Source organism: Limosilactobacillus portuensis (assembly GCF_014838735.1).
Lineage (GTDB): Bacteria > Bacillota > Bacilli > Lactobacillales > Lactobacillaceae > Limosilactobacillus > Limosilactobacillus portuensis.
This window is the reverse complement of record NZ_JABUXQ010000004.1, coordinates 24,082-51,081: the sequence shown is the minus strand read 5'-3', so window position 1 is coordinate 51,081 and position 27,000 is coordinate 24,082. Positions and strand designations below refer to the sequence as shown.

General features: G+C 40.1%; 17 protein-coding genes and 1 pseudogene. 17 read left to right on the top strand and 1 reads right to left on the bottom strand.

All coding sequences use genetic code 11. The annotated features are described in order from the left end of the window. The 8 genes and pseudogenes from HUK49_RS02000 (at position 1) to HUK49_RS01965 (ending at position 15,363) form a co-directional block, all read left to right on the top strand. Positions 1–3,783 (top strand): PD-(D/E)XK nuclease family protein, encoded by a 3,783-nt coding sequence (locus HUK49_RS02000; protein ID WP_191912461.1) that lies wholly within the window; start codon positions 1–3, stop codon positions 3,781–3,783. Further along, positions 3,783–7,643 (top strand): helicase-exonuclease AddAB subunit AddA, encoded by a 3,861-nt coding sequence (gene addA / locus HUK49_RS01995; protein ID WP_191912460.1) that lies wholly within the window; start codon positions 3,783–3,785, stop codon positions 7,641–7,643. Before HUK49_RS02000 ends, addA begins: the two co-directional genes overlap by 1 nt. Next, on the top strand, positions 7,643–8,578 hold the full coding sequence (locus HUK49_RS01990) for a LacI family DNA-binding transcriptional regulator (RefSeq protein ID WP_191912459.1): 936 nt from the start codon (positions 7,643–7,645) through the stop codon (positions 8,576–8,578). Before addA ends, HUK49_RS01990 begins: the two co-directional genes overlap by 1 nt. A gap of 212 nt (positions 8,579–8,790) precedes the next feature. Further along, complete coding sequence (locus HUK49_RS01985) at positions 8,791–10,137, top strand: SLC45 family MFS transporter (protein WP_102168527.1); 1,347 nt, start codon at positions 8,791–8,793, stop codon at positions 10,135–10,137. A gap of 97 nt (positions 10,138–10,234) precedes the next feature. Further along, positions 10,235–12,487 carry a glycoside hydrolase family 65 protein gene (locus HUK49_RS01980; protein WP_102168528.1) on the top strand — a complete coding sequence of 751 codons (2,253 nt, stop codon included), beginning with the start codon at positions 10,235–10,237 and terminating at the stop codon, positions 12,485–12,487. A 20-nt stretch (positions 12,488–12,507) separates the two neighbouring features. Beyond that, a complete protein-coding gene (gene pgmB, locus HUK49_RS01975; protein WP_003716262.1) occupies positions 12,508–13,170 on the top strand; it encodes a beta-phosphoglucomutase in 663 nt (220 codons plus the stop codon). A 181-nt stretch (positions 13,171–13,351) separates the two neighbouring features. Then, positions 13,352–13,843 (top strand): annotated as a pseudogene (locus tag HUK49_RS11625) (Lreu_0056 family protein). Between the two features lie 179 nt (positions 13,844–14,022). Further along, positions 14,023–15,363 (top strand): glutamate--cysteine ligase, encoded by a 1,341-nt coding sequence (locus tag HUK49_RS01965; protein WP_098045200.1) that lies wholly within the window; start codon positions 14,023–14,025, stop codon positions 15,361–15,363. A gap of 217 nt (positions 15,364–15,580) precedes the next feature. On the opposite strand, the gene HUK49_RS01960 is transcribed toward HUK49_RS01965, so the two are convergent. After that, a complete protein-coding gene (locus HUK49_RS01960) occupies positions 15,581–16,300 on the bottom strand; it encodes a gamma-glutamyl-gamma-aminobutyrate hydrolase family protein (protein WP_102168531.1) in 720 nt (239 codons plus the stop codon). Positions 16,301–16,428: 128 nt separating this feature from the next. Here HUK49_RS01960 and HUK49_RS01955 point away from each other — a divergent pair, with 128 nt between their 5' ends. The 9 genes from HUK49_RS01955 to HUK49_RS01915 all read left to right on the top strand — a co-directional run bounded on the left by HUK49_RS01955 (position 16,429) and on the right by HUK49_RS01915 (position 26,962). After that, complete coding sequence (locus HUK49_RS01955; protein WP_191912457.1) at positions 16,429–17,295, top strand: aldo/keto reductase; 867 nt, start codon at positions 16,429–16,431, stop codon at positions 17,293–17,295. A gap of 122 nt (positions 17,296–17,417) precedes the next feature. Then, a complete protein-coding gene (locus tag HUK49_RS01950) occupies positions 17,418–18,944 on the top strand; it encodes a Y-family DNA polymerase (protein ID WP_191912456.1) in 1,527 nt (508 codons plus the stop codon). Positions 18,945–18,946: 2 nt separating this feature from the next. Next, entirely contained in the window at positions 18,947–19,366 is a 420-nt protein-coding gene (locus HUK49_RS01945) for a hypothetical protein (RefSeq protein ID WP_191912455.1), read from the top strand. A gap of 63 nt (positions 19,367–19,429) precedes the next feature. Continuing rightward, a complete protein-coding gene (locus tag HUK49_RS01940; protein WP_191912454.1) occupies positions 19,430–21,217 on the top strand; it encodes a glycerophosphoryl diester phosphodiesterase membrane domain-containing protein in 1,788 nt (595 codons plus the stop codon). Between the two features lie 173 nt (positions 21,218–21,390). Then, on the top strand, positions 21,391–22,665 hold the full coding sequence (locus HUK49_RS01935) for an APC family permease (RefSeq protein WP_191912496.1): 1,275 nt from the start codon (positions 21,391–21,393) through the stop codon (positions 22,663–22,665). A gap of 293 nt (positions 22,666–22,958) precedes the next feature. Continuing rightward, positions 22,959–23,567: a GTP pyrophosphokinase gene (locus tag HUK49_RS01930; RefSeq protein WP_191912453.1), complete on the top strand. Its 609-nt coding sequence runs from the start codon at positions 22,959–22,961 to the stop codon at positions 23,565–23,567. 13 nt (positions 23,568–23,580) lie between these two features. Next, on the top strand, positions 23,581–24,246 hold the full coding sequence (locus HUK49_RS01925; RefSeq protein ID WP_191912452.1) for a response regulator transcription factor: 666 nt from the start codon (positions 23,581–23,583) through the stop codon (positions 24,244–24,246). Positions 24,247–24,253: 7 nt separating this feature from the next. After that, positions 24,254–25,516: a sensor histidine kinase gene (locus HUK49_RS01920; RefSeq protein WP_191912451.1), complete on the top strand. Its 1,263-nt coding sequence runs from the start codon at positions 24,254–24,256 to the stop codon at positions 25,514–25,516. A gap of 288 nt (positions 25,517–25,804) precedes the next feature. Then, the gene (locus tag HUK49_RS01915; RefSeq protein ID WP_191912450.1) at positions 25,805–26,962 is read left to right on the top strand and encodes a 2-hydroxycarboxylate transporter family protein; all 1,158 of its coding nucleotides are present in this window, start codon (positions 25,805–25,807) and stop codon (positions 26,960–26,962) included. Positions 26,963–27,000: the final 38 nt, after the last annotated feature.

Here is a 27,000-nt window from a genome sequence, read left to right as displayed (position 1 = left end):
ATGGGAACTCTAGGCTTTGTTTTAGGCACTCGTGCAATGGATCATGAACAGGTAATGATCGATCAACTGGCTGACCAAATGAAGAAGGTCTCAGCTGAAGACCGGTTTTTCTACTTGGTTCCTAACCATATTAAATTTGAAACGGAAATAAATATTTTAGCAGGGTTACGAAAGCGGATGGGCCTTGATAATGACCAACGCTTTGCCTCAGAAAAGCTTCAGGTACTATCCTTTAGTCGATTAGCATGGTTCCTCTTACGTGATACACCAGCATTTCAAACGCCACGGATCTCTAAGATTGGAATGACTATGTTGACATCCCAAGTAGCCCAGGAGTATGCAAAAGAACTACACCTTTATGCAAGTGAAATTAAGCGACCGGGTTTTGGTTTTATTCAGAAACTGACGGAGCAATTAGAAGAATTAAAGGGTGCCAATATTTCAGCAGATGATTTTTCAATGATACTGGGTCAAATTCAGCAAGATCAATCATCAGGAGCTAACCGCGTCTGGTTAACCAAGATGCATGATATTGAGATTATTTACCATGCTTATGAGAAACAACTTCAGCAAAATTTCCTGGGAAATAATGAACTTTATTCGCAGTTGGTTAAGTATTTGCAAACTAATAAAGAAGTCCGTCACATGCACTTCTTTATTGATCGATTTGCACAATTTACTGCAAGCGAACAACAAATAGTTGATGCTTTAGTAGAAAATGGGGCAGCCACAATGGTTTCACTAGTTCTCGACCGGGGTTATCCTGATCAGAATCATCCTAGTCCGAGTGAAATTCCTGCTGAAAATGATTTGTTTTATTCCTCAGCGATGGTTTATCGACGTCTCTGGAAGCTGGCTCAGCAGGCTCCACAACAGATTAAACTCCAGCCGAATGTGTGGTTTGCAACACACCCGCGAGTTAATGATGATCTTCAAGAAGTTGACCATTACTTTAAGCGATATGCAGCAGGACCAATTTCAACAACAGAAATCAGCCGGTTAACAGTTCCTTCGACGGTTCAGTTTTATACAATGGCAAATCGTCGTGAAGAATTAGAAAAAGTTGCTACCAAAATTAGGCAGATGGTTGCTACTGGCAAGTATCGGTACCGAGATTTCTTAGTTTTGACTCGTCACCTTGACGGTTATCAAAACATGATCGCACCGATCTTTGCACAAAATCAGGTACCGGTTTTTGATGATCATGAGCGCAAAATGGATCAGCATCCGCTTGTAATCCTATTAAGCACGTTGCTTAGTATTGACAAACGAGGATATCAATTAGGGGATATTATGCAGCTGCTGAAGACGTGGTTATTGGTACCACGATTAGCGACTGGTGATTTAATGCCAATTAAGATTTTCCAAGAAGCAGTCTTTACCACCGAAAATTGGTGTTTAAAGCAGGCAATTCGCGGGAAACAGGATTGGATAAAACCAGATCTATGGACTGTTAAAGATGCCGATGATCAGCGAGAAAAAGCAACCGCATCACGAGTAGAACAATTAAACCAGCAATTATCGATTGTTCATAATTATGTTACTGAAATAATTGTGCCGTTCTTAAGCCAACTAAAGAAAGTAGAATCAGGCCAAGAGTTAGCAACGACGCTGTTTAACTTCTTGCAACAAAATGGGGTTACTGAACGACTATATCAATGGCAACAATACCAGAGTACTCGTGATCTTGATTTGGCACGTCAGCCGCAACAAGTTTGGGAAAAATTTTGTCAGATTCTCCAAGAATATGTTGAGATTCTTGGAAAAGATCGTCTGGACAAGGATAATATCAACGATTATCTTGAAAAATTTAATGAGATTATCCAAGCCGGATTTTCAGCAGCTCAATACTCCCAAATTCCAGCAACGCTTGACCAAGTGGTTGTTTCCGAAACTGGAATTGTGCAAAGTCAAAACAAAAAGGTTGTCTTTATGATTGGCTCGACTGATGATGTGATGCCAGAAGTGCGCGAAAACGATGGATTATTGACTGACCAAGATAAGCAGATCTTAGCTCCATATTTAGACGATGATTTTCAGTACTTACCGGCTGACATGATAACAGAGTTGAATAATGAACCATTTGTGCATTATTTAGGGATGCTTTCCGCAAAGCAACAGTTAATTTTCACAGCGCCACAAGCAACCAATGATGATAAAGAGTTAACAATTTCACCATACATGCGCGATTTGGCTGCCTATCTCCAGCGGCCGATTATCAATTCGCCACTAGTAACTAGTAAGGTTGGCAGAGAAAACGCCCAGCAGTTTATCAGCAGTCCGGAAGCTAGCTTAAGTCAATTGGTGCGTGTAGGTCGTCAAGTACGGGATGATCAAAAATCAATTGCTACTCCAGTCCAGATGCCACCAGCTTGGAAAAAAGTTGAACAGGATTTGATTTTATTAGCAAAGCAGTGGCAACTAAGTCCAGATGCTGTTGATAATGCTTTAGGAAAGAAGCTTCAACAGCGCCTAGAAATGGTAAATCAAGGATTTAATTACCATAACATTGTGGATGATATTGGAGCAACGTTAGCCCAAGCCTTATATCTTCATGCTACTCCAAATAAGAGTGGGCAACGGGTTTTGTATGCTTCGATCTCACAGTTGCAAAACTTCTACATTAATCAGTACGAATATTTCTTAAAGTACGGTTTACAACTTCAAAAACGGGATCGTCTTGAGATGTCCGCTGATCGGATCGGAACCTTTTTCCATAAAGCAATGGAGACGTTTATTAATAATACCCGTCAACAACAAGTTGAATTAAAGGAGTTAGTATCTAATTCACAGGAACTGAGAAGATTTATTGATGAAGCGTTGCGGACGGCTGAAAAAAGCCAGCCTGATTTAGTCCGACTAACAGAATCATCAGCCCAAGCGAAGTTTCAGTATCATCAGTTACGAACTATTGTGACGACGATGCTTGAAACAATGTGTCAACAAGCCCAATATACTGAGGCACGACCCTTTAAGACTGAAGCACAATTTGGCCGAATTGGCAGTCCAAACCAAGTTAATCTGAAAGCGCTAGACTACCCATTAGCTTCTGGAAACCGGATCTATTTGCGTGGCCGAATTGACAGAATTGATCGTTTGCCTAAGGAGCAGCTAACTGATCTCTTGCAGCCGAGTGATTTTCTTACCGTTGTTGATTACAAATCAAGCAACCATACCTTTGACCTTACATCAGCATACTATGGTATTTCTTTGCAGCTATTAACCTACTTAAACGGTCTACAAAACAATCTTCAAGAACTAGACGAGCCAACAGCACGGCTTGCTGGGGCATTATACTTGCACTTAAGTAATCCCAAATTTGATTGGAAACGAAACCAACATAAGGAATTAGAAGAGTTACAGTTAAGTGCTCATGAATACAAGGGAATCCTCTTGAATGAGCCAGCGATCCTCGACTCGCTCGATCAGAAACTTCAAGATAATCAGTCAGCCTTATATCCACTAAAAGTTACTAAAAAGGGTGGCATTTCTGCTAAAAAAGATGCGCTCCTAGTTACTTCCGATCAGTTGCAATGGCTTCAGGAATGGAACAAACAATTAATTGTTGACGCGGGGGACAAAATCCTTGAGGGACAAGTTAAACTAAATCCTTATCGGTTGATTGAGGGAAGTAAACGGGCAACGGGACTAGACTATAGCGACTTTAAAGATATTTACCAATTTGACAATATGTTAGATCAGCAACGTTATCGTCAGCTTGATCCGCAGAAAGCAAAGGAAGACTTTGATAATGCGAAGAAAGAAGGAAGGACTAAAGAGTAATGGCAACATTTAATCCAACACCGAGTCAACAACGGGCAATAGATGATCGCGGAAAGAATATTCTTGTTTCTGCCTCAGCAGGGTCAGGAAAAACAGCGGTCCTAGTTGAACGTGCTATTAAATTGATCAGAGAGGGAATTCATGTTGATCGAATGTTGATGGTGACCTTTACGGACGCCGCGGCAAAGAGTATGCGGGATAAAATTCGTGAAGCACTTCAAGAAGCGGTGCGTCAGCCAGTGCATAACGCGGAAGAACAGCAACAGCAGCGCCAAATGGTTAATGAAATTAATCGGTTAGCCACAGCTGATATTAGTACTATTCACGCTTTTTGCCTAAAGCTAATTAAACGCTACTATTACTTAATCCATTTAGATCCCCAGTTCCGATTATTAACAGATGACACTGAGCGGCTCCTCCTTCAAGAAGAAATTTGGCAACAAGTTAGTGAAAAACTATATGAATCATCACTTGAGCAAGCTAGTGACGAGCGGGCAAGTTTTAGTGAACTGGTGACTAATTTTTCTAATGACCGTGACGCACGGGGGTTAGATGATCTAGTTTTGAAGTTATATGAAACAGCAAATGCTCAACCAGAACCGGAGAACTGGTTACAAGGACTAGCTGATAATTATTTCCTGGGAAATGATTCAATTACGGATACCAAATTTTATCAGGAACAGTTAAAACCAGTTGTTAAGAATAATTTGGAACAGTTAGTGAATGACTACGCCGAGTTGAGTATCCGAATGGCAGACCTCGGTTATGATAAACCAGCTGAAATTATCAAAGGTGACCAGGAACACATCAGTAATTTGATCACAAGTTTGGATCAAGACCAGTGGGGAGACATCAGAGCCGCGTTTCAAGGAGTTAAATATGCCCGGATGAGTGGTGGCGCAAAGAAGAAAGATCCTGAATATGAGACTTACCAATCCTTAATAAAGACACGAAACGGACTTAAAGAACAACTGAAATCCTTAGTGACGGATTATTTTGAATACGATGAGCAACGGTTCCGACAAATTGCTAATCATGCGGCCGGGATTCTAAATGAATTATCAGCGGTTACAATTGAATTTTCACGAGCTTATCAACAAGCAAAATTGAACCGTCATGTTTTAGAATTTAGCGATTTGGAGCACTATGCTTACCAAATTTTAACGCCACCGGCAGATCAGCCAGATTGGGTTACCCTTGTTAATGAATTACGTGAACACTATCAAGAAATCATGATTGATGAGTATCAGGATACGAACCCACTTCAAGAAAAGATCTTGATGCAGTTAGCTAATCCAGATCAGCAAAACTTATTCATGGTTGGTGATGTGAAGCAGTCAATCTACCGTTTTCGTGAAGCAGATCCGACTCTTTTCCTTACAAAATATGAAAATTACCGTAAAGGAAAGGGTGGCGAATCAATTGTTCTAGCAGAGAACTTCCGGTCAATGCAAAATGTGACTGGTTTTACAAATGTTTTATTTGAACAATTGATGGATCGTCAGGTTGGTGAGATTGATTATGATAAGGATGCTCACTTAAAGTATGCCGCAACTTACTATGATGAAAATCCAGATAATCGAGTTACTCCTGCTGAGGTACTACTTTACGATGCTAATGTTAATCCTAAGCTTCCCCAAGAAGACGATAAGCTAACTGGAGAACTACGAATGGTTGCCATGCGAATTAAGCAGATGGTAGCTAATAAAGAATTAATTTACGATAAAAAGACACAGCAAATGCGGCCGGTTCAATATGGGGATATTGTTCTCCTCGAGCGAACAAAGAACATTAATAATACTTTAATGGAGCAATTTAACGAGCTGGAAGTTCCGTTGACAGTCCATGATGTTGAAAGCTATTTTCAAGCAACGGAAGTTAGGGTAATGATGGCATTGTTAAAGATTATTGATAATCCTAAGCAGGACATTCCATTAGTTGCAGTTCTTCGTTCACCGATTGTTGGCCTTAGTAATAAAGAGTTAGCTTTCATTCGTCTTCAAAACCGTCGAGCAGACTTTTATACGGCATTAATGACGTGTCAGAGTAACTTTGAAAATCACAGTCTTCAGCAATCATCAGCGTTGAATCCAGATCAATTAACACGTCTTCAGCAAAAAATAACTACTTTCATTGAGCAGTTAACCGAATTTCGGCAAGTAGCCCAACAACAAACTTTAGTTAACTTAATTTGGCACATTTATCAGGAAACTGGTTACTTAGACTATGTTGGTGCAATGCCTGGTGGGCAACAACGACAGGCCAATCTTCATGCACTATATGAACGGGCGCATACTTATGAGCAAAGTAGTTTTAAGGGGCTTTATCAGTTCACGCGCTTTATTGAAAAAATGCAGGAACATGATCAGGATCTCGGGGTGGCGCCAACACAATTAGACACGAATACCGTTAATGTAATGACGATTCATGGAAGTAAGGGCCTTCAATTTCCGGTTGTTTTCTTGATTAATACAAGCCACCATTTTAATAATGCGGCAGTTCGGGAAAATGCGGTTGTTGACCCGAATTCTGGAGTTGGTATTAAGGTAATGGATCAACAACGGCTGGTTTATGATACGCCCCAGCGACAAATTATTTTAAATAGTATTCAGCAGGGAGAACGAGCAGAAGACTTACGGGTCCTTTACGTTGCACTAACCCGAGCTGAACAGCGACTAGTCATTACGGCATCGTTTAACGAAACGCGAGGGGGCCAAAAACTAGTTGAAGCATGGAATAGTTGGCAAAAGGCATTTCAAAGCAGCCAGCAATTGCTTGGCTCGCAGTTACGGATAAACGCAAAGTCTTTTATGGACTGGATTGGTTTAGCTCTTGCACGGTATTCTAACCAGTTTAATGCCGCTAAGTTAAGCATTTCAGGGGATGACATAACAGATAAGGGAATTGTTCTGGAAGAGAGTCCTCTTAATACAGGGAAAAAGTTTACCGGGATGGCGACAGAACCATTTTTCATTGCCAAAACTTTCACCGCAACTGATGTTGATCAACAACTGGAAAAGTTAACTAGTCCAATCAACGTAACGGGTGATGAAGATTTGCAATCACTCAAGTCCCTGTCAGCAGAAGAAATTGATCAGATCCTTGCCTTTCGTTATCCACATGAAGTTGCAACCAAAACGACGGCCTACCAATCAGTTACGGATGTAAAACGGGTGTTTGAAGATCCGGATAATCGTGAAATGGGCCAGTGGGATTATGAACAACAACGAAAGGCGAAGAACCGTGGACTATATTTAAGAAACGATTTTGCGACACCACAGTTTATCCAACAGGGTGATCGGTCGCCAGCAGCAACAGAGGTTGGGACAGCCACCCACCTGGTATTTCAAAAATTGCCACTGGATGGCAAAGAAATCACGTTGGCTCAAGTTCGTAATGAGATCCGGCAGTTGGTCAAGGATCACCTAATTAACTCTGCAGTAGCACCGTTTATTAATGCGGAAGGGATTGCTGCATTTTTCCAAACAGATCCAGGACGACAGGTTATCGCTAATGGTCAAAAGTATCATCGAGAAGAACCCTTTGCGATGATAATGAATGGTCATGAACTATTTAAAGAGGTTCAAGCAAAGGATGATGAGCGGATCCTGATTCATGGGATTATTGATGGGTATTTAGAAACTCCCAAAGGAATTATTTTAGTTGATTACAAAACTGATCATATTGATCCCCAGTATCGAGAATTTGAGCTAGCTAAAATTACTGGTCGTTATCGTGGTCAGCTGGAGTTATACCGACAAGCATTAAATATTATGAAGCCAATACCGGTTGTTCAGATGGGACTCTACCTGGTAGAATTAGGTGAGTTTATTCCATTTGAAATCGAGGGACGGCCGTAATGGTAACAATTAAGGACATTGCAAAACATGCGGGAGTATCCGTTTCAACGACATCACGGGCGTTGAATGATAATCCGCGAATTAGTGCGGAAACACGAGAACGGGTTAAGAAGATTGCGGCAGAGTTAGGGTATCAACCTAACTACACTGCGCGGAACCTTACTCGTGGAGAATCGAATATGGTTGGGTTAATTTTTCCAGTTACGGAAGATACGGCACCAGCAAACCCATTTCATATTGACCTCATGCGGGGAGTTAGTACAGCACTTCAGCCACTACACTACGAAATGGTGGTAGCAATTGCTGCAACTCAAGATGAATTGCTTGAAGAGGTTCGTTCAATGGTTAATCAATCTAAAGTGCATAATTTCCTGGTTTTCTATGCAATGAGTAATGATCCTATAACAGCTTATTTACGACAGAATAACCTTAACTTTGTTATTATTGGTCACCCAACGGATCATTATCCGGATCGATTCGTTGATAACGATAACGTTGCTGCCGGGAAAGCAGCAACAGAACAACTGTTAAAAATCCATCATTTGACTCATCCGGCTTTTCTTGAATCGGTTGATCCTTGGCTGTTTGAACGAGAACGGGCTGCTGGTTATGATGAATGCATGAGTACTCATCATTTAGAAGCAGTTGTTTGGCAATTGGGTACGAATGCTGATTCGTTGGATGATTTTCTTAATAACCATCCAGAAACGGATGGTTTATTGTTCTCTGATGATTTGTTATTTGTTCGGTTTTCTCATGAATTACAAAAGCGCTCGTTGCCAGTATTTTGCTTTAACAATAGTCGGTTAATGGGAATGCTGACAAATAGTGATGGGCGGATTGATTTGCGTCCCCGTGAGTTGGGAAGAGAGGCAGTTAAGTTGCTTTTCGATCCAATGAGGCACCACAGTTATGTCACATTTCAAGTTAATTAATACGAGAACACACTAGTTAAAATTAAAGAAAAAATTAGGCTGAAATTATTGATATTTCGGTCTTTTTGTTTTTGTATAAAGAAAACCCTTCCAAAAATTTTGTGCAAACGGTTGCGCAAAAGTGAGGAATCTGGTATATTATTAATTGTAAAAAGTCATGAAGCGCTTTCATGACGAGAAGCATTAATTTTAAGATAATTAGGGGTGTAATTATGAGTCAAGAAAAGCCAGCGGGCGCAGGCTTGCCAACACTCTCCAAGAGTACGATTTGGATGATCAACTTCGGGTTCTTGGGTGTTCAGACTGCCTTCACCTTGCAAAGTTCACAAATGAGTCGGATTTTCCAAACTATTGGTGCCGATCCTAACAACTTGGGATGGTTCTTTATCCTACCACCTTTAATGGGACTTGTTGTTCAACCAATCGTCGGTTACTATTCTGACCGTACTTGGGCACCAAAGCTCGGTGGTCGTCGTCTCCCATACCTTCTTTTGGGGATGATTGTTGCTGTTATTGTTATGTTACTATTGCCGAACTCAGGTAGTTTTGGTTTCGGGTATGGTTCACTAGCTGCTTTGTGGTTTGGTGCTATTACCGTTGCCTTCCTTGATTTGTCATCTAATGTAGCAATGCAACCATTCAAGATGATGGTTGGGGATATGGTTAATGATGACCAAAAGAGTTATGCATACGGTATTCAAAGTTTCTTATCAAACACCGGTGCCGTATTAGCTGCTATCTTCCCATTCTTGTTCACTTGGTTTGGGGTTAAGAACATTGCTCCTAAAGGGGTTGTTCCTGATTCTGTTAAGGTTGCTTTCTATGTTGGTGCTGCTTTACTGGTTATTACTAGTTTGTTCACTGTTTTTCGGGTTCATGAATATGACCCAGCAACCTACGCTAAGTACCACGGAATTACTGAAGAAGATAACAAGGAAGGTGGAAACTGGTTCACCTTGCTAAAGACTGCTCCTAAGGCATTCTGGACTGTAACCCTTGTTCAATTCTTCTGCTGGTTTGCTTTCCAATACCTCTGGACATACTCAGCAGGTGCTATTGCTAAGAACGTTTGGGATACTACTAACGCTACTTCAGCAGGTTACCAAGCTGCTGGTAACTGGTACGGGGTTTTAGCCGCTGTTCAATCAATTGCCGCTGTTGTTTGGTCATATGTTTTAGCTAAGGTTCCTAACAAGTACCACAAGCTAGGTTATGCTGGTAGTTTACTTCTTGGTGCATTTGGTTTTATTTCTGTCTTCTTTATCCACGACCAATGGACATTGATTATTTCATATATCCTTGTTGGGATTGCATGGGCCGGAATGAACACTTACCCATTAACTATTGTTACCAACGCATTGTCTGGTAAGCACATGGGTACTTACCTTGGACTCTTTAACGGTTCAATTTGTTTACCACAAATCGTTGCCTCATTGCTTAGTTTTGCATTGTTCCCACTCTTTGGTCACTCACAAGTTAACATGTTTATCCTTGGCGGAATTGTGTTAGCTCTTGGTGCTCTTTCAGTTGGTACAATTAAGGAAACTTACGCTGAATAAGGCGGATAAGCTGAATAATAAAGTAAATTAAACTAAAATAGGACTGTGACGGGAATTAGCCACAGCCCTATTGTCTAAAGAAGGAAGGAATTGAATTATGAAACAAACATTTGAAATTGCTCCATGGCACGTTGCAACTCATAAATGGGATCCTGAAGATAAGCGTCTTCAAGAATCAATGACTAGTTTAGCTAACGAAAATTTGGGTATGCGTGGCTTCTTTGAAGAAGGATACTCAGCCGACCACATGCAAGGTGTATACCTTGGTGGTGTTTGGTTCCCAGACAAGACTCGTGTTGGTTGGTGGAAGAATGGTTATCCTAAGTACTTCGGTAAGATGATCAACGCAGTTAACTTCATGAAGTTAATTATCAAGGTTAACGGCGAACAACTTGACCTTGCTAAGCAAACGCCAAAGGACTTTAAGCTTGATCTTGACATGAAGCGTGGTGTCCTAGAACGTGAATTTACTGTTGAAATTGGTGGTACTGAAATGTACTTCAATTTTGAACGGTTCGTAAGTGCTACCCAAAAGGAATTAGTTGGCCAGCGCCTTCACATCAAGAACCGTGGTACTGGTGATGCTAAGGTAGAAATCACTAGCATGATCGATGCTGACGTTTACAACGAAGATGCTAATTATGATGAACAATTCTGGAATGTTCTTAATAAGTCTGCTAACGGTGAACATGCCGAATTAACTTCCATGACTAAGAAGAATGATTTTGGTACTCCACAATTCACTGTTGGAATGAAGACCACTTCCAAGACCGACCTTGACCATGTTGGTGATGGAACTGACGAAAAGGATGCTTACAACACCTTTGCTGGAACAGTTGCTGCTGGTAAGGAAGTTAACTTCGAAAAGCGGACAGTTGTTGTAACTTCACGTGACTTTGACTCTCAAGAAGCAATCGAAAAGCACCTTGATGAATTAAGTGAAAAGCTTGATGATCAAAGCTTTGACGACCTTCTCGAACCTCATGTTCAAGAATGGGCAGATCGTTGGGTTAAGTCTGACGTTGAAATTGATGGTGACGATGGAGCACAACAAGGAATTCGGTTCAATCTTTTCCAACTCTTCTCTACTTACTACGGTAACGATTACCGTCTTAACATCAGTCCAAAAGGATTTACTGGTGAAAAGTACGGTGGTGCTACTTACTGGGATACTGAAGCTTACTGTATTCCGGTTTACCTTGGGGTAGCTAACCCTGAAGTTGCACGGAACCTGTTAATGTACCGTTACAAGCAATTAGACGGTGCCTTTGTTAACGCTAAGCAACAAGACCTTGATGGTGCATTATTCCCAATGGTTACCTTCAACGGGATTGAATGTCACAACGAATGGGAAATTACTTTTGAAGAAATCCACCGTAATGGAGACATTGCCTTTGCTATTTACCTTTACACTAAGTACACTGGCGATAAGTCATACGTTCTCAATGAAGGTGCAGAAGTCTTAACTGAAATTTCTCGTTTCTGGGCTGATCGTGTTCACTACTCACAAAACAAGAACAAGTACATGCTTCACGCTGTAACCGGTCCTGATGAATACGACAACAACGTTAACAACGATTGGTACACTAACCTTCTTTGCCGGTGGACTCTTAAGTACACTCTTGAAATCCTGGACGAAGTTGATGATAAGGTTGCTAAGAAGCTTAACGTTTCCGAAGACGAAAAGCGTCGTTGGAAGGGAATCGTTGATAACATGTACCTTCCTTACGATAAGGAACGTGACATCTTCCCAGAAAATGATGGCTTCATGGATAAGGACTTAACACCAGTTTCTGAAATTCCAAGTGATCAGTTACCACTTAACCAACACTGGTCATGGGACCGGATCTTACGTTCACCATACGTAAAGCAAGGTGACGTTATCCAAGGTCTTTGGGACTTCATTGATGACTTTACTAAGGAACAAAAGAAGAACAACTTTGACTTCTACGAACAATTTACGGTTCACGAATCAAGTCTTTCTGCTTCTGTTTACTCAATCATCGCTGCTGATATTGGTTACGAAGACAAGGCTGTTGAATTATATGAACGTTCAGCTCGTCTTGACCTTGATAACTACAACAATGATACTTCAGATGGTTTACACATCACTTCAATGACTGGTTCATGGCTTGATATCGTTCAAGGATTCGCTGGCATGCGTGTTCGGGGTAACGAATTACACTATGCACCATTCCTTCCTAAGAAGTGGAACTCATACCAATTCCGTCAAATGTTCCGTGGTCGGATCTTAAAGGTTAAAGTTGACAAGCACGGTACTAAGATTGACTTGGTATCAGGTGACCCAATTACCATTGATCTTGACGGTAAGAAGCTTGAATTGAAGTAATTACTGGGGGAATTTCGATAATGAAGTTTGAAGATTTGAAAGGTTTTGCTTTTGACCTTGATGGTGTAATCGCTGATACTGCCCGTTTCCACGGTCAAGCATGGCACCAACTTGCTGATAAAGTTGGCACAGAATGGACTCCTGAACTTGCGGACAGTTTAAAGGGTGTTAGCCGGATGGATTCCCTAGAATTGATCCTGAAGGCTGGTGGTCACGAGAATGACTATACTCAAGAAGAAAAAGAAGCATTGGCTACCGAAAAGAATGACAACTACATTAAGTTAGTTGAAACATTGACTCCTGCGGATATTCTTCCAGGGATGAAGGACTTCTTGGACGAATTAAAGGAGAACAACTACCATATTGTTTTGGCCTCAGCTTCTAAGAATGCACCTAAAGTATTAAAGTACTTACAAATTACTGATTACTTTGAAGGAATTGTGGATCCTGCTAAGTTAACTCACGGTAAACCAGACCCAGAGATTTATAGTGAAGCAGCTAAGCTAATGAATCTTCCTGCTGATCAAGTAGCAGGCTTAGAAGATGCTCAAGCAGGAATTGAATCAATTAATCGTGCTGGTGAACTTTCCATCGGCTTCGGCTCAGAATTGAAGGATGCCGATGTTAAGTTTGCTGAAACTGGTGATGTTTCGCTGGCAGCAATTAAGAAACAAATGAACTAATGTTAACTCTCTATCAAATGAATAATTAAGAATATTAGTTCAGTTGGATAATTGGGAGGAGGATGGATGGTATTAACAGCTAAATCCATCCTTGCTAAAAGTGAATATCACTGCATAAGGGAAATGCAACGTTGAAATTCTTCGTTGTGTTTCCTTTTTTGGTTAGATCGAGGGGTGAACGATGAAGCGACAAAGGATAATTAAATTTTTAGGATTAGTGGTAGTTGTAATTGGAATAGGAGGAGCTGTAAGTGTTGCGCTAAAAGATAGTCACAGTGAGAAAACAAAAACCGTGCAGGAAACCAGTCAGAAGTCGCGGCTAAGGCAAACTGATCAACAGTTGAGCATTTTAGTTGGTTTAGAGATGGATCCAAAGTGGTTGACAGAACAGCTTAATAACAATCAACTAGTCTATGGAGTCGTTAAACCGTCAGATACCGTTCCAAAAGGAGTTGGGGAGAATGAGAGCTTCCTAATTGCAGCAGGTGAGAGGTAGAGAATCATCTACTTTTCAGTTAATGAAGATCAAACTGTTGAGATTAAAGATAGTCAAAATAACCAAATAAGACGAAAAAAGGAAGTAACGGTAAGACAATTAGCAAGGAGGTTTTATCAAACTTCGAAACAGCAACAACAAGTTAATGAGTTGGTTAGTGAGTTACGAAAAGAATAAAGAATAGGCTAAAAGTTAGTGAATAAATACTTAAATTTTATTTGTACTATTACCTAAACGACAGCCTAGTTCAGTAGTGAACTTAATAATCTTTAGTATTTATGGTTGAATATTGCCTTAGAGGAACATAACATGTATATTATTAGAAAATAATGAGAGAGTTATGAGGAGGGACAGCAATGTTCAGTCAAATTGGTCAATTAATCTTTGATAATGAGGCTGTTGCAAAGACTCAGGATTTTACAATGGGCCTTGAAATCGAAATGCAACGGGTGGATGAGAATGGCAATATTAGTCAGGAGCCGTATCCATCGGCAATTGGCGATGAAAAAACTAATCCATGGATTACCAATGATTTTTTGGAAACAATGTCTGAAACGGTAACGCCGTCTGCTCAACACGCGCTTGATGCAATGCACTACTTATATGTCATTAATAATTCGTTACGTTCAGCATTAGCTCCTGGAGAATTGCTTTGGCCATTATCAATGCCGCCACGGTTGCCAAAGGATAAGCGAAAATTACGGCTTGCTAAGATGGGCCCCGAAAAAGAGGCGTATTTAAAAGAATGGGCAAAACGTCATGGTTACTCACAAGGAACTCCCTGTGGCGCGCATATTAACCTAAGCATTGATCAGCACGTTATTGCACTAGTTCAAAAACATTTCCCGGGAAAGTTTAAAGATGAGCGGGAGGTTCGTAACTACCTCTATACAATATTAGCGCAAGGCTTTGTTCGCTATCGCTGGTTTATCACTTACCTGTTTGGCGCTAGTCCAATTGCGGAAGCAAACTACTTTGAAAATGGTCAGGGACCGCAGCACCCACTTCGGAGCATTCGCCAAAGTAAGTATGGATTCGGTACTAAGTTTACTGGTGACTTTACCAATCTTGATCGATACATTGCGCGAATTGAAAAGGGAGTTAAGGATGGTGTCCTAACATCAGATTATGAATTCCACGGCTCAGTTCGCTTTAAAGGTAATCGCAATCTTAAGGATTTGCCGAAAAACGGAATTGAATATCTTGAATTACGAATGCTCGATCTTGATCCAAGTAGTTCAGTTGGGATTCGTACAGGGACGTTACGGTTTATTCGGCTACTTGCTAGTTACTTCATCATGCATCCAGCATTAAATGAAGAGGAAGTTAATGATATCCTTAAAAACGCTGATAAGATGAATGAGGTTGTTGCGGAAGAAGATCCACGAGAAAATTGCAAGTACCAGGCAACTGCTCGGGCATTAGTGAAGAGCCTTGAGCGGTATGCAAATCAAATTCAATTGGGGCCAGAATATGCTGAAGTACTTGAAGATTTGGAGGACCGGGTTGAAAACCCATTGACAACACCAAGTGCTAAATTACTGAACTACGTCAAAGATGGTTCGTTAACGGAATATGCGCTTCGTCGAGCAAAACGGTATCAGGTTGCAGCCCAAGAATCGATTAATCCATTTAAGGGATTTGAAGATGGGAAAATTTATAGCTCAGACGAGTTACGAAAAGCATTAAGTAGATAAATAAAGAGAAGAGGGCGGGAAAAAACTTAACGTTTTTTCCCGCCCTCTATATATACTTATTAATCTCCGAACTTAGAGAGTCTAATCGCGGGAATCAACTGAGGGACTCGAGCCTAACTACGAACGACTCTGATGATTTCATCATCATTCATCGTTCTAGGTTAGTCAACCGTCCCTCCGAGAAAGTTAATTCCCAGCTCCCAGCTTCTCTCTTTATTTATTCTTGTGCTCGTTGAATTAGATCAGCGAAAAGCGCTTGTGAATAATCATAATGCTTAAACATGTTTTCTGGATGCCATTGAACAGCCAGAACACGATCATTATCGATCGATTCAATAGCTTCGGGAATTTGGTCATCAGCCCGTGCTGTTACTCTTAGGTCGTTTCCAATTTGGTTTAATGCTTGGTGATGACGAGAGTTAACATAGGGCCGTGAACCAACCAAGTTAAAGATTCGACTGTCTTGTTTCACATTAACATGATGGGATGGAAAGTTTCCCGGAGCATTTTGGGAGTGCTTTAGCGTTTGTCGAGGATCTTCTGATAAGTCTTGAAAAACAGTTCCACCGAGTGCAACATTGATTACTTGCATTCCGCGACAAATCCCCATTAATGCCTTATTTGCTTTTAGCGCAGCTTTAACTAACGCAACTTCAAATAGATCGCGCTTGAAGTATGTAGATCCTAATTCTTGATGCGGTTCTTCACCATAGAAAGTAGGGTCAACATCGCTACCACCTGCAAAAATAATCCCATCGAAAAGGTCAAGATAGTTGGGAATTAATTCAGGATCCACACTAGGAAAAATTACTGGGAGGCCTCCTGATTTAACAATTGCTTCGATTAATGGCCGAGGAGCATAAGCGGCATTGCGCTCATTAATGATATTAGTAGCCTCAGTTAAAGTGTCTGCTGGAATTGCAATTCGTGGTCGCATAGAAAACCTCCTTGAATTATTTTAATAGTATTATAATAGAATTTTAATGAAGTAGAAAGTCACATTTTAAAAATTACCCTAAATTGGGGAAAGACTATATAATAGTAAGTGAGAAGGAAGTGGACAAATTGATCGAATTAACAAACATTAATTCAAAGTTAAATCTAAATAACGGGACCCAAATTCCGTGTGTCGGTTACGGGACGTTCCGGACTCCTGCTGACGTTGCTGAAAAAGCGGTTGCGGATGCGATTAAGGTTGGCTACCGTCACATTGATACGGCCGCTGTATACGGTAATGAAGAAGCTGTTGGTAAGGGAATTAAGGATTCTGGAATTGACCGGAAAGACCTTTTTGTAACCAGCAAGTTGTGGAACGACAATCGGGGTTATGAATCGACAAAGAAAGCCTTTCAAGAAACTCTGGATCGGCTTCAAATGGACTATCTTGACTTGTATTTAATTCATTGGCCGGCAAACCAAAAGCAATTCGGTACTGATGCAAGTACAATCAACGCTGAAACATGGCGGGCAATGGAGGATCTGTATAAAGAGGGCAGAATTAAGGCAATCGGTTTAAGTAACTTTATGCCGCACCATATTGTTGACTTGATGAAGACTGCAACGGTAGCTCCAGCTGTTGACCAAATTGAGGTGCATCCTGGTTGGCCACATACTGAACAAGTAAAGTATTTACAAGCACATAATATTCTTGTGGAAGCTTGGGCCCCGCTTGGCGGACAAGGAGCAAGCGTAATGACTAACCCAACAATTCTGCAAATTGCTGATAAATATGATAAAACTCCTGCGCAAGTTAGCTTGCGATGGATTATTCAACAGGGGATTGTGCCACTACCAAAGTCAATTCATGAAAACCGGATGATTCAAAATACCGAAATCTTTGACTTTGCACTGACTGACGAAGAAATGAGAAAAATTAGTCTTCTAACCAACCTGGGTGGCCAATGTGCGGATCCAGACGAAGTTGATTTTTAAGAGCTGATATTTAACTAAGTGATCCTAGACATAGTTGTCGGGATCATTTTTTTTACATTTTATCGACCATTTGTTCGATTAAGATGTTATAATAAATAAAAATAGTGAAAGGAATATAGCTGATGAATGACCAACAGAGAATCTATATGGCGATTGATCTGAAATCATTTTATGCATCGGTTGAGTGTATTGCGCATCATTTGAACCCGTTAAATGCTAACTTAGTTGTTGCAGATCGGTCACGAACTAATAAGACAATTTGTTTGGCAGTATCACCAGCTTTAAAGCAATTTGGAGTTCCTGGACGACCACGCTTATACGAAGTTCAACAAATTGTTGATCGGTTAAATCGGGAGCGGGCAAAGAAAGCAACGTGTCACCACCTTTCGAAACATGATTCAATTTATCGGGGGAAGTTGTTAAAGTCACCTAATTTACGAATTGGTTTTCAAATTGTTCCGCCGCGGATGCACTTTTATATGGAAAAAAGCGCGGAGGTCTATGGAATATATCTACGGTTTATCAAACCCGAGAACATTCATACCTACTCAATTGATGAAGTAATGATGGACGTTACAGATTACCTTCATGATCATCAGGTATCGCCTCATACCTTAGCAAAACAGATTATCCAACAAATTCAGTTAGAAACCGGAATTACTGCAACAGCCGGGATTGGTACAAACCTTTACTTAGCAAAAGTTGCGATGGATATTGTTGCTAAACGAATTCCTGCTGATCAAGATGGTGTCCGGATTGCCCAAATGAATGAGTATCAATATCGTCGCTATCTTTGGGCACATCAGCCCCTGACAGATTTTTGGCGAATTGGTCGCGGTTATGCAAAACGGTTGGAAAAATTAGGCTTGCATACCATGGGTGACATTGCCCGTTGTTCGCTTGGTAAACTGTCGGATCCGTTCAATGAGGAAATCCTCTACCGTGAGTTTGGGAAAAATGCTGAGTTGCTAATCGACCATGCTTGGGGGCATGAGACGGCAACTATCGCGGATATTAAAAACTACCATTCAGAAGAACACGGAATTTATTCCAGTCAAGTATTGATGAAGCCGTATAAGTATCATGAAGGGTTAGCCGCGGCTCAAGGGATGGTTGATTCAGTTGCATTGAGTATGGTTAAGCGGCATGTAGTCAGTGCTGATTTTGGCATTGTCATTAACTACGATCCGCAGAGTCTTCAGTATGCGCCAAACTATCAGGGACCGGTAGTTGAAGATTTTTATGGCCGAAGAACAGCTAAGCCCAGTCACGCGCACAAAAAGCTTGATCTGCCAACAGCCGCTGGTTCAGAATTAAGGCAAATCTATAAAGAGTTGTATAAAAAATGCACTAATCCTAGCCTACTAATCAGGAAGATAACGTTAATTGTGACTCACATGATTGATGAAGATGTTGCAGCGCAAACCCCGCACTTCAAACAGGTTAATCTTTTTGAGGATCCACAAAGGGAGATTAAGCAGGAACAAGCAGCGGCAATTAAGCGGCAACGTGACCAAAAACTGCAAGCGACGATTCTTAAACTTCAGCAGAAACTAGGTAACAAAAACATTATCCTTCACCTAGCAGATTTGAAAAAGGGATCGACAACTAAGGAACGAAATGATCAGATTGGGGGTCACCAAGCATAGTAATGGAAGAGAAAGAGATAATTGAGCAAAAATTATTTACCGATACTTCTCAGTATAACGACATCATGAAACGTCCTTATCAACATTCAAGGGGACACATGCCGATGCCACAATCGGATCGTGCTGGTCAATTTTCACCTTTTGCAGCTTTGACGGGGTTTAATAATTTAATTCACCAAAAGGCAGTAATTTATTCTCATAAAAAGTATCTTCCTGCTAAAACACAAGCACATCTGCTTAATGTCCTCCAGACTTTAGCTGGGACGAAAAAAACAGTTGTGATTAACTACTTTAATGATGAAGTTGGCTACTATGAAGAATTCCGTGATCAGGTATCGGTAGTTAAGCTTGAGCGGGGGAAAGTCTTCTTTAATCACCATCCAGCCATTGCACTTGCCAATATTAAACAGGTTCGTCAATGATGAGTGCTGTATAATGGTGAGGACATAAAATACACTGACTGAGCAATTGAAGAGGGAGTAGTTTTGAAAGCAATTTGGCGTAACCTTTGCCAGTATTCAAAGAATTTTTGGCAACATTGGATATCTTTTATTATCTTATTTGTAGGGATAGATCTTGCTAACCAGCTGATCTTTATCCCGCTTTTTCGGTTAGCAACGACCTATATCTTGCAAGCGGGTGGAATCCCGTTTATCTCTTACCAAAATATTGGAATACTAGTGACACAACACACAATGGTAGTTATTGGACTATTAGTTGAATTAGTTCTCTTGCTTCTTGTGATCTATTGGCAGTTTGCATGTCTTTTATTGGGACTTCGGCTGATTTTGGGAAACCAAATTAGTTTCAAACGTTTGATGAAGGAGTCATGGTTGGTGATGCAGAATATTCGTCCTGGATCTTTGCCATTAATGCTTCTTTATTTTGTCCTGGTCCTCCCCTTTGTTGATCTAGTATTTCGGACACCACTACTATCAAAGGTTCAAATTCCTGAATTTATCTTTGATTTTATGACGCGAAGTAATATGCTTTTGGCTGGATTGATTGTTTTCTACGTTATTATTACGATTCTTGGTATTCGGTTAATCTTAACCTTGCCTTTGATGATTTATCAACGTTACCGAACTCGCGATGCTTTAGTTGTAAGTTGGCGACTTACCCAAAAATTAAAATGGTGGCAGTACGTTAAACAGTTAATTGTTCTTGGAATAGTGACCACAGTTAGCTTAGGGCTGTTTTACCTATTAATCTATGGATTGCAGACGGTAATGGATTTATTTCCCGGGAAATTAGCGTTTGGAATGGCAATATTTAATTTGACCTTAATTCAAGCTATTAGTGAATTATTGACAATTTGGATAGGAACAATTGCACTACAGGTGGTGATTCCCCTAATTGATGATTTTTCAGCAGATAAGAAGCAAATAAGGGGAACCAGCTGGTATGGTTGGACATTTTTCACCTTATTAGCAATATTTGCTGGAGGCCTTATCGTGGTTAATAATTACTATTATCTCAATGGTTCTGGATTAACGCGACCAGTTACCATTTCTCACCGAGGAGTTGCAGAAGAAAATGGTGTTCAAAATACAATTCCCGCAATGAAAAAGACCCATCGTCTGCAGCCAACGTATGTTGAGATGGATATTCATGAAACTAAGGATCATCAATTTGTCGTCCTTCATGACGAAAATCTAAAGAAGTTAACGGGAATTAACAAAACTCCTCACGAATTAACGTTAGCTCAACTAACTAGGTTGACAGCGCGTGAAAACGGGCACCGCGCAAAAATTGCGAGTTTTGATCAGTATCTTAATGCAGCGGAAAAACTTCATCAAAAATTGTTGATTGAAGTAAAAACAACTCCTGCAGATTCTAAAGGGATGCTTAGGCGGTTTAACCGTCAATATGGAAACCGAATTATTAAGGATCATGATTTAGTCCATTCACTTGATTATCGTGTTGTTGCGGGATTAAAACAGTTGAATCCTGGGCTAAAGGTCTTGTACATCCAACCGTATAATTTCTCCTACCCGCGGAGTGTTGCTGATGGCTATTCGATGGAATACTCCACGCTGAACTTCGAGTTTATTCAGCAGGCACATCATCAAAAAGATACGGTTTATTCTTGGACGGTTAACGATGCCGATGTTATGAAGCAGATGATGTATAACCATGTTGATGGAATCATTACTGATAATTTAGGTGAGTTAAATTCAACTATCGATGATTATTTAGGTACGAAGAGTTATGCTAACCGGATTCTCAACTTTATTTTAGCTGTACCTGCTAATGGGGGACTAGAACCATAAGTGAGTTAATTTAAATTGGTTAATCTCTGAAAAATTATTAATATTTCAGCACTAATTATTTGTCTAGCTTAATTCAATGGCATTATAATTATAATATAACTATTAATAATTTTATAAGAGATGGGGCGATCGTGATTAGTGCAAAACAAAAGATTCCGCGAAAACTTTCTTTCATGTCGATTTATTTTTTAGGAATTAATGGTGTCATTGGATCAGGAGCATTTTTACTGCCACAAGAAATTTATAAGGATATGAACTTGGCGGGAGTTCTGGTAATGTTATTTGCGGCAGTAACGGTTAGTTTAATTGCTCTTTGTTATGCCGACTTAGCCAGTCGTTTTTCTAACTCGGGAGCTGCTTGGATCTATTCCTATAATGCTTTTGGGCGTTTCTGGGACTACGAAGTCGGTATCTTTGTGTGGTTTTTAGGCTGCTGTACACTTGCTGCAGAGATTGTTGCCTTCCTAACAACCTTAAAGAGTTTTATTCCGGCATTTAATAATGATTGGTTGTATTATTCAAGCGTTTTTGGATTAATTATTTTCTTCTCAATTATCAACTTCTTTGGCCGAACGATTGTTAAAGCATTAGATAATCTTTCTTCGGCTGCTAAGATGCTGACAATTATTATCTTTATTGTTGTTGGGATCTTCTTTATTCACTTTACAAACTTCTCTCCTGTCATTCCACAGGTAGCAACTACTGGTTTAATGCCGTTTGCAAAGCATTTTGGAGCGGCGTTTAGTGTTACTTTTTACATGTTTTGTGGTTTTTCTTTTATTCCAATTGCCGCCAAACAAATGGAGAATCCAGAGAAAAATATTCCGAAAGTATTAGTAGCTGTAATGGTTACAGTTACTGTCTTTTATGCGTTAATGATGGTTGTTGCGATTGGGATTTTGGGACCAGCTACCGCAAAATATAGTACACCGATTGCTCATGCCTTTAGAACTGGAGTTGGTGAGTGGGGATATATACTCGTAATTGCAGGGATGTTGATTAGTATTTTTGGTGTAGCTTTTGCAATTTCTTTTGATACCCCATCATTAATTGCTTCTTTAGCTAGTGAGCACAAAATGTTGCCAAAGTGGATCGGGAAGAAGAACCGGTATGATGCCCCATGGGTAGCAATTCTGGTAACGGCGATTGTGGCTGCTTTTCTGGTAACGCAATCATACCTTTTCTTGGTATCTTGTATTGTGTTGGCTAGTTTTATTCAGTATGTTCCGTCAATTCTTTCGGTAATTAAATTTAAACACACGGGGCAGTTTCCTAATCACGGATTTAAGCTGCCGGGAAAAGATATAATTCCGGTAGTTGCCTTAATAATTTCTGCGTATATGATTACTAACTTTACTATTAAGACATTAATGGTTGCCGTAGTTGTGGCTACTTTGGCTGCGCTCTCCTATTTCTTTATGAAACGGTATAATGAGAAACAACACTAAATGTACCAAAAACTGTGATAAACTTAGTGTAATTATTTAGTAGTAATTGAGGAGAAATTAATGAAGACGGTTCTGGATAGACTGTTAACGGTTATTGATGCCGTTGTGACAGCGATAATAGAATTAGTTGCCAGTACGCTATAAAAGGTTGTTCTAAATAAAAGCAAGAAGCTGAAAATTTAATTTCAGATTTCTTGCTTTTTATAATTATATTAAGGATCCCTTATTACTAAAGTGTTTTCCGAAAGCTTGTTATAATAAAAACTAGTTAAAAGATAATAGGAGTGTTGATCATGTCGATCTATGGCCCTTATGAAGAAATATTAGAGGCAATTCTTTCTGACGTTGAAGAACGAATTCGCCAATTAAATCAACAAGAAATTGATAATCATCGACCAAAATTATATGAACACTTAATTGGGCGGGTCAAAACAGCCGCTAGTATGGAAGAGAAATGCCAAAGGAAAAATTACCCATTAACGGTCGAATCTGCATTGCGTCGGTGTCGGGATGCCGTGGGAATTCGAATTGTTTGCAACTTTATTAGTGATATCGACCGGTGTCTTGCGATCCTGCGTGATGCTGATTGGTGTTCAGTTGTTAAAGAGAAAGACTATATCACAAAGGCAAAGCCAAATGGATACCGGAGTTATCACTTAATTTTAGATGTAAGCGAGAACTATCAAGATGTTGATGGTCAAAATCCTGGTCATTTCTATGTAGAAATCCAGTTGCGAACAATTGCAATGGATTCTTGGGCTAGTTTGGAACATGAAATTAAATACAAGCACCAGATAAAGAACCCAGAACGAATCGGTAAGGAATTGAAACGGTGTGCGGATCAGCTTGCTTCCTGTGATATTCAGATGGAAACCATTCGACAACTAATTCAAGAAGATTAGGTGGTAATTGAACATGAGAATTTTACTTGCAGAAGATGAAGAGCAACTGGCACGGGTGTTAAAAATGGCCATGGAGCAAAGCGACTATCAAGTAGACGCTGTTGGTGATGGTCAGAAGGCAGTTGAGCTTTCAAACAAAAATGCTTATGACGTAATTATTTTAGACATTATGATGCCGGTAAAGGATGGTCTTGAAGCGCTAAAGGAAATTCGTGCCCGTGGTGACCGAACCTATATTATGATGTTAACCGCGATGACTGAAGAGGATGATCGAGTTAATGGGCTAGATTTAGGGGCTGATGATTATTTAACAAAGCCGTTTTCACTTAAGGAACTGCTTGCTCGATTGCGGTCACTAGAACGGCGAACAAAAGAATATAGTGATGAGAAGCTTCAGTTTGCTGATCTGCATTTAGATAGTAATGAGCAGGTTCTGGAAAGTAGTAACTCAATTAGCTTATCGCGAGAAGAAACTCAAATGCTAGAGTATTTTATTCTTAATGCAGTCAAGCAGTTAACCGCTGCTGACCTGCTTCACCATGTTTGGACTACTGATGATGAGGCTGATACTGAAGAAGTTTGGATTAATATTTGTTATTTACGTCAAAAACTGCAGTCAATTCAGTCAAAAGCAAAGATTGTTGGTGAAAAGGGCGGCCCATATCGGTTAGCGGGGTGAAAAATAGATGATTCGACATTTTCGGAAACAATTTATTGCCTTTTCAACGTGTGCGCTGTTACTAGTCATTGTCACGATTGTGGGAAGTATCAGTTCAATTACTTATTTTCGCGCGCATCAAGAAGTTAATTCAGTTTTACGGATTTTGAGTGATAATGAAGGTGAGATGCCGGCGCGGATGATTCCCAATCAACCCCAATTATTTTCGCAGCCTCACTTTACGCGTGAGAGCCTTTACCAGTACCGTTATTTTAGTGCCACGCTTAATCGACAAAATAAGCGAATGACCATTCAGGACGACCATATTCTATCTGTTTCTCCAGGAGAAATTCAAAAGTTAACACAGCGGGTATTAAAACGTCAACGAACTCAAGGCCGAGTATTTTATAAGCAAACGGTCTATGCTTATCGGGTAAAGAATAATGGTGAAAAATCTAATGTTGTTTTTTTGGACGAAAGCTTAATGTTAACGAAAGCGCGGGAGGTTACATATTTAGGAATCTTTCTCGGAACAATTAGTTTGCTGCTTTATACGGTTGTTCTTGTTTTATTCTCTAATTCAGCAATTCGACCAATTATTCAAGCAGAAAAACGGCAAAAAGAATTTATTACGAATGCGGGTCACGAACTAAAGACGCCATTAAGTGTTATTTCAGCGAATACTGAAATGCAGGAATTGTTAAATGGTGAAAATGACCTAACGAGAAGTACAAAAGAACAGGTTGGACGGTTAACGAAACTGATTAATTATTTTGTTTCGTTAGCACGGTTGCAGGAACAACCACAAATGATTCTATCTGTAATTGATGCAAGTCAGATTACTAATCAAGTTGCTGATAATTTTAAGAACGTTATTCTTCAGGACGGCAAACACTTTAAGAAGTCTGTCACTTCTGGCCTCGCAGTAAGGGCGAACGAACATTACTTTTATGAGTTAGTTAGCATTCTACTTGATAATGCTAATAAATACTGTGATCCGCACGGGGATGTTTTTTTGAACTTGAAATTGGGTAAACGAAAGAAGAATGTTATTCTCTCCGTAACTAACTCGTTTGTGGATGGTAAGGATGTAGATTATAATCGGTTCTTTGAACGGTTTTATCGCGAAGATAAGGCCCGAACAGTCAGTAAGAAGAAGTCGGGCTATGGAATTGGCTTATCAATGGCCCAAAGTATTGTTAAGAGCTTTGGTGGACAGATTAAAGCGAGCTATTCTAATGGAAAAATTTCGTTTATCGTCACAATTAAAAGGCAAATTAAAAATAAGTGATTGACATCTGGAAAAATCAGTGTAGTATTCTAATCAAGATTTAATGAAAGGAGCCAAAACAATGAAAACACGTTATCAAAACAGTTGGCAAGCTTGGTACACTTTTGATCGTATTTAGTGTTTTCACACGGGTACGGTCATTTTGAGGTTTCTCAAAGCGTACCTGTGTTGGCTCGATAAATTATCAAAGACCACACAGTTCATTACTGCGTGGTCTTTTTGGATCTTCCAAACCATTTACGCTTCGAGATCGGTTTTTGAACAGTAAATGATATTGGAGGATTTTTTATGTCTGGAGTAATTTCTTTAACAATCCTGCTAGTGATATATGCCGCTAGCGAATATGTTTCCCGAAAAACTAACGGAATTATTGACACGGTTCTAACGATTTCAGTTTTAGCGTTAATCGGCTTCTGGACTGGAATTTTGCCGAAAGATCTTTTCTCAAATAGTGGGGTTGAAGAATTTGGGATGGCAATTGTTGGATTGATGTTAGCCTCACTTGGAACCACGATTAACCTTGCTGAGCTAAAGCGTCAATGGAAGGTAGTTATAATTGCGATCCTTGGCGCCATCGGTTCATGTGTTTTAATTGTCGCTGTTGCCGTATTAGTAAAGCAGAAGAACTTTGGCATTGTCGGTGCCCCAATCTTTGCTGGTGGAAATGCAGCAACACTGGTCTTGCTGAATGCTATGCGAGCAAAGAATATGCAAATGCTGTCTACTTATGCCTTAGCAGTATTAACTTTCCAAAACATAATCGGAATTCCAATCGCTACTTACGCGATGCGGCGGGAAGCTCACCGTCTTCTTCAGGGGAGCGGATCAGAACTTCAGGAAGAGCGAACTGAAATTACCACGCGGCGCCGCCCATTACAATTATCTGCACTTTTTGATACACCAATTATTAACCTTGCTAAGTTGGGCCTCGTTGCCTCGTTAAGCTATGGGGTTAGCCTTCTAATTCATGGCACGATTAATTACTTGGTTTTGTGCTTTATTTTAGGAATTATTTTTAATCAATTAGGCTTCCTTGAAGACCACATTATGGATAAAACAGCTTCTAGTGGCATGATTACATTTTTGGTAACTATCGTGATTTTGGCAAGCCTTGCGAATACAACGCCACAAACTGTGATGTCTGTTTTACTCCCATTATCAGTTTGCTTGATTGTGGGAACGGTTGGGGTAGTGATCACTTCTTTCTTGACCGCAAGAATCTTCAATGTTTCACGTGAAATGGCAATTGCGTTGGGGATGACATGTACTTTCGGCTTCCCAACTACAATGATTTTATCTCAGGAAATAGCAGCAAGTGCCGGGCAAACAGAAACGGAACAAGTAGCACTAGAAAATTATTTCTTACCAAAAATGATTACGGCTGGATTAGTCACCGTTACTTTAGTGTCAGTTTTCTTTGCTGGTTTCGCAATTAATTATTTATAGAAGACGATCAGGCTCAAAATTAGGTTAATTAACTAAGT

What these genes read in the sequence shown, in the direction of transcription:
- HUK49_RS02000 (WP_191912461.1), top strand. Translation starts at nt 1, where the DNA reads ATGGGAACTCTAGGCTTTGTTTTAGGCACTCGTGCAATGGATCATGAA.
- addA (WP_191912460.1), top strand. Translation starts at nt 3,783, where the DNA reads ATGGCAACATTTAATCCAACACCGAGTCAACAACGGGCAATAGATGAT.
- HUK49_RS01990 (WP_191912459.1), top strand. Translation starts at nt 7,643, where the DNA reads ATGGTAACAATTAAGGACATTGCAAAACATGCGGGAGTATCCGTTTCA.
- HUK49_RS01985 (WP_102168527.1), top strand. Translation starts at nt 8,791, where the DNA reads ATGAGTCAAGAAAAGCCAGCGGGCGCAGGCTTGCCAACACTCTCCAAG.
- HUK49_RS01980 (WP_102168528.1), top strand. Translation starts at nt 10,235, where the DNA reads ATGAAACAAACATTTGAAATTGCTCCATGGCACGTTGCAACTCATAAA.
- pgmB (WP_003716262.1), top strand. Translation starts at nt 12,508, where the DNA reads ATGAAGTTTGAAGATTTGAAAGGTTTTGCTTTTGACCTTGATGGTGTA.
- HUK49_RS01965 (WP_098045200.1), top strand. Translation starts at nt 14,023, where the DNA reads ATGTTCAGTCAAATTGGTCAATTAATCTTTGATAATGAGGCTGTTGCA.
- HUK49_RS01960 (WP_102168531.1), bottom strand. Translation starts at nt 16,300, where the DNA reads ATGCGACCACGAATTGCAATTCCAGCAGACACTTTAACTGAGGCTACT.
- HUK49_RS01950 (WP_191912456.1), top strand. Translation starts at nt 17,418, where the DNA reads ATGAATGACCAACAGAGAATCTATATGGCGATTGATCTGAAATCATTT.
- HUK49_RS01945 (WP_191912455.1), top strand. Translation starts at nt 18,947, where the DNA reads ATGGAAGAGAAAGAGATAATTGAGCAAAAATTATTTACCGATACTTCT.
- HUK49_RS01935 (WP_191912496.1), top strand. Translation starts at nt 21,391, where the DNA reads ATGTCGATTTATTTTTTAGGAATTAATGGTGTCATTGGATCAGGAGCA.
- HUK49_RS01930 (WP_191912453.1), top strand. Translation starts at nt 22,959, where the DNA reads ATGTCGATCTATGGCCCTTATGAAGAAATATTAGAGGCAATTCTTTCT.
- HUK49_RS01925 (WP_191912452.1), top strand. Translation starts at nt 23,581, where the DNA reads ATGAGAATTTTACTTGCAGAAGATGAAGAGCAACTGGCACGGGTGTTA.
- HUK49_RS01920 (WP_191912451.1), top strand. Translation starts at nt 24,254, where the DNA reads ATGATTCGACATTTTCGGAAACAATTTATTGCCTTTTCAACGTGTGCG.
- HUK49_RS01915 (WP_191912450.1), top strand. Translation starts at nt 25,805, where the DNA reads ATGTCTGGAGTAATTTCTTTAACAATCCTGCTAGTGATATATGCCGCT.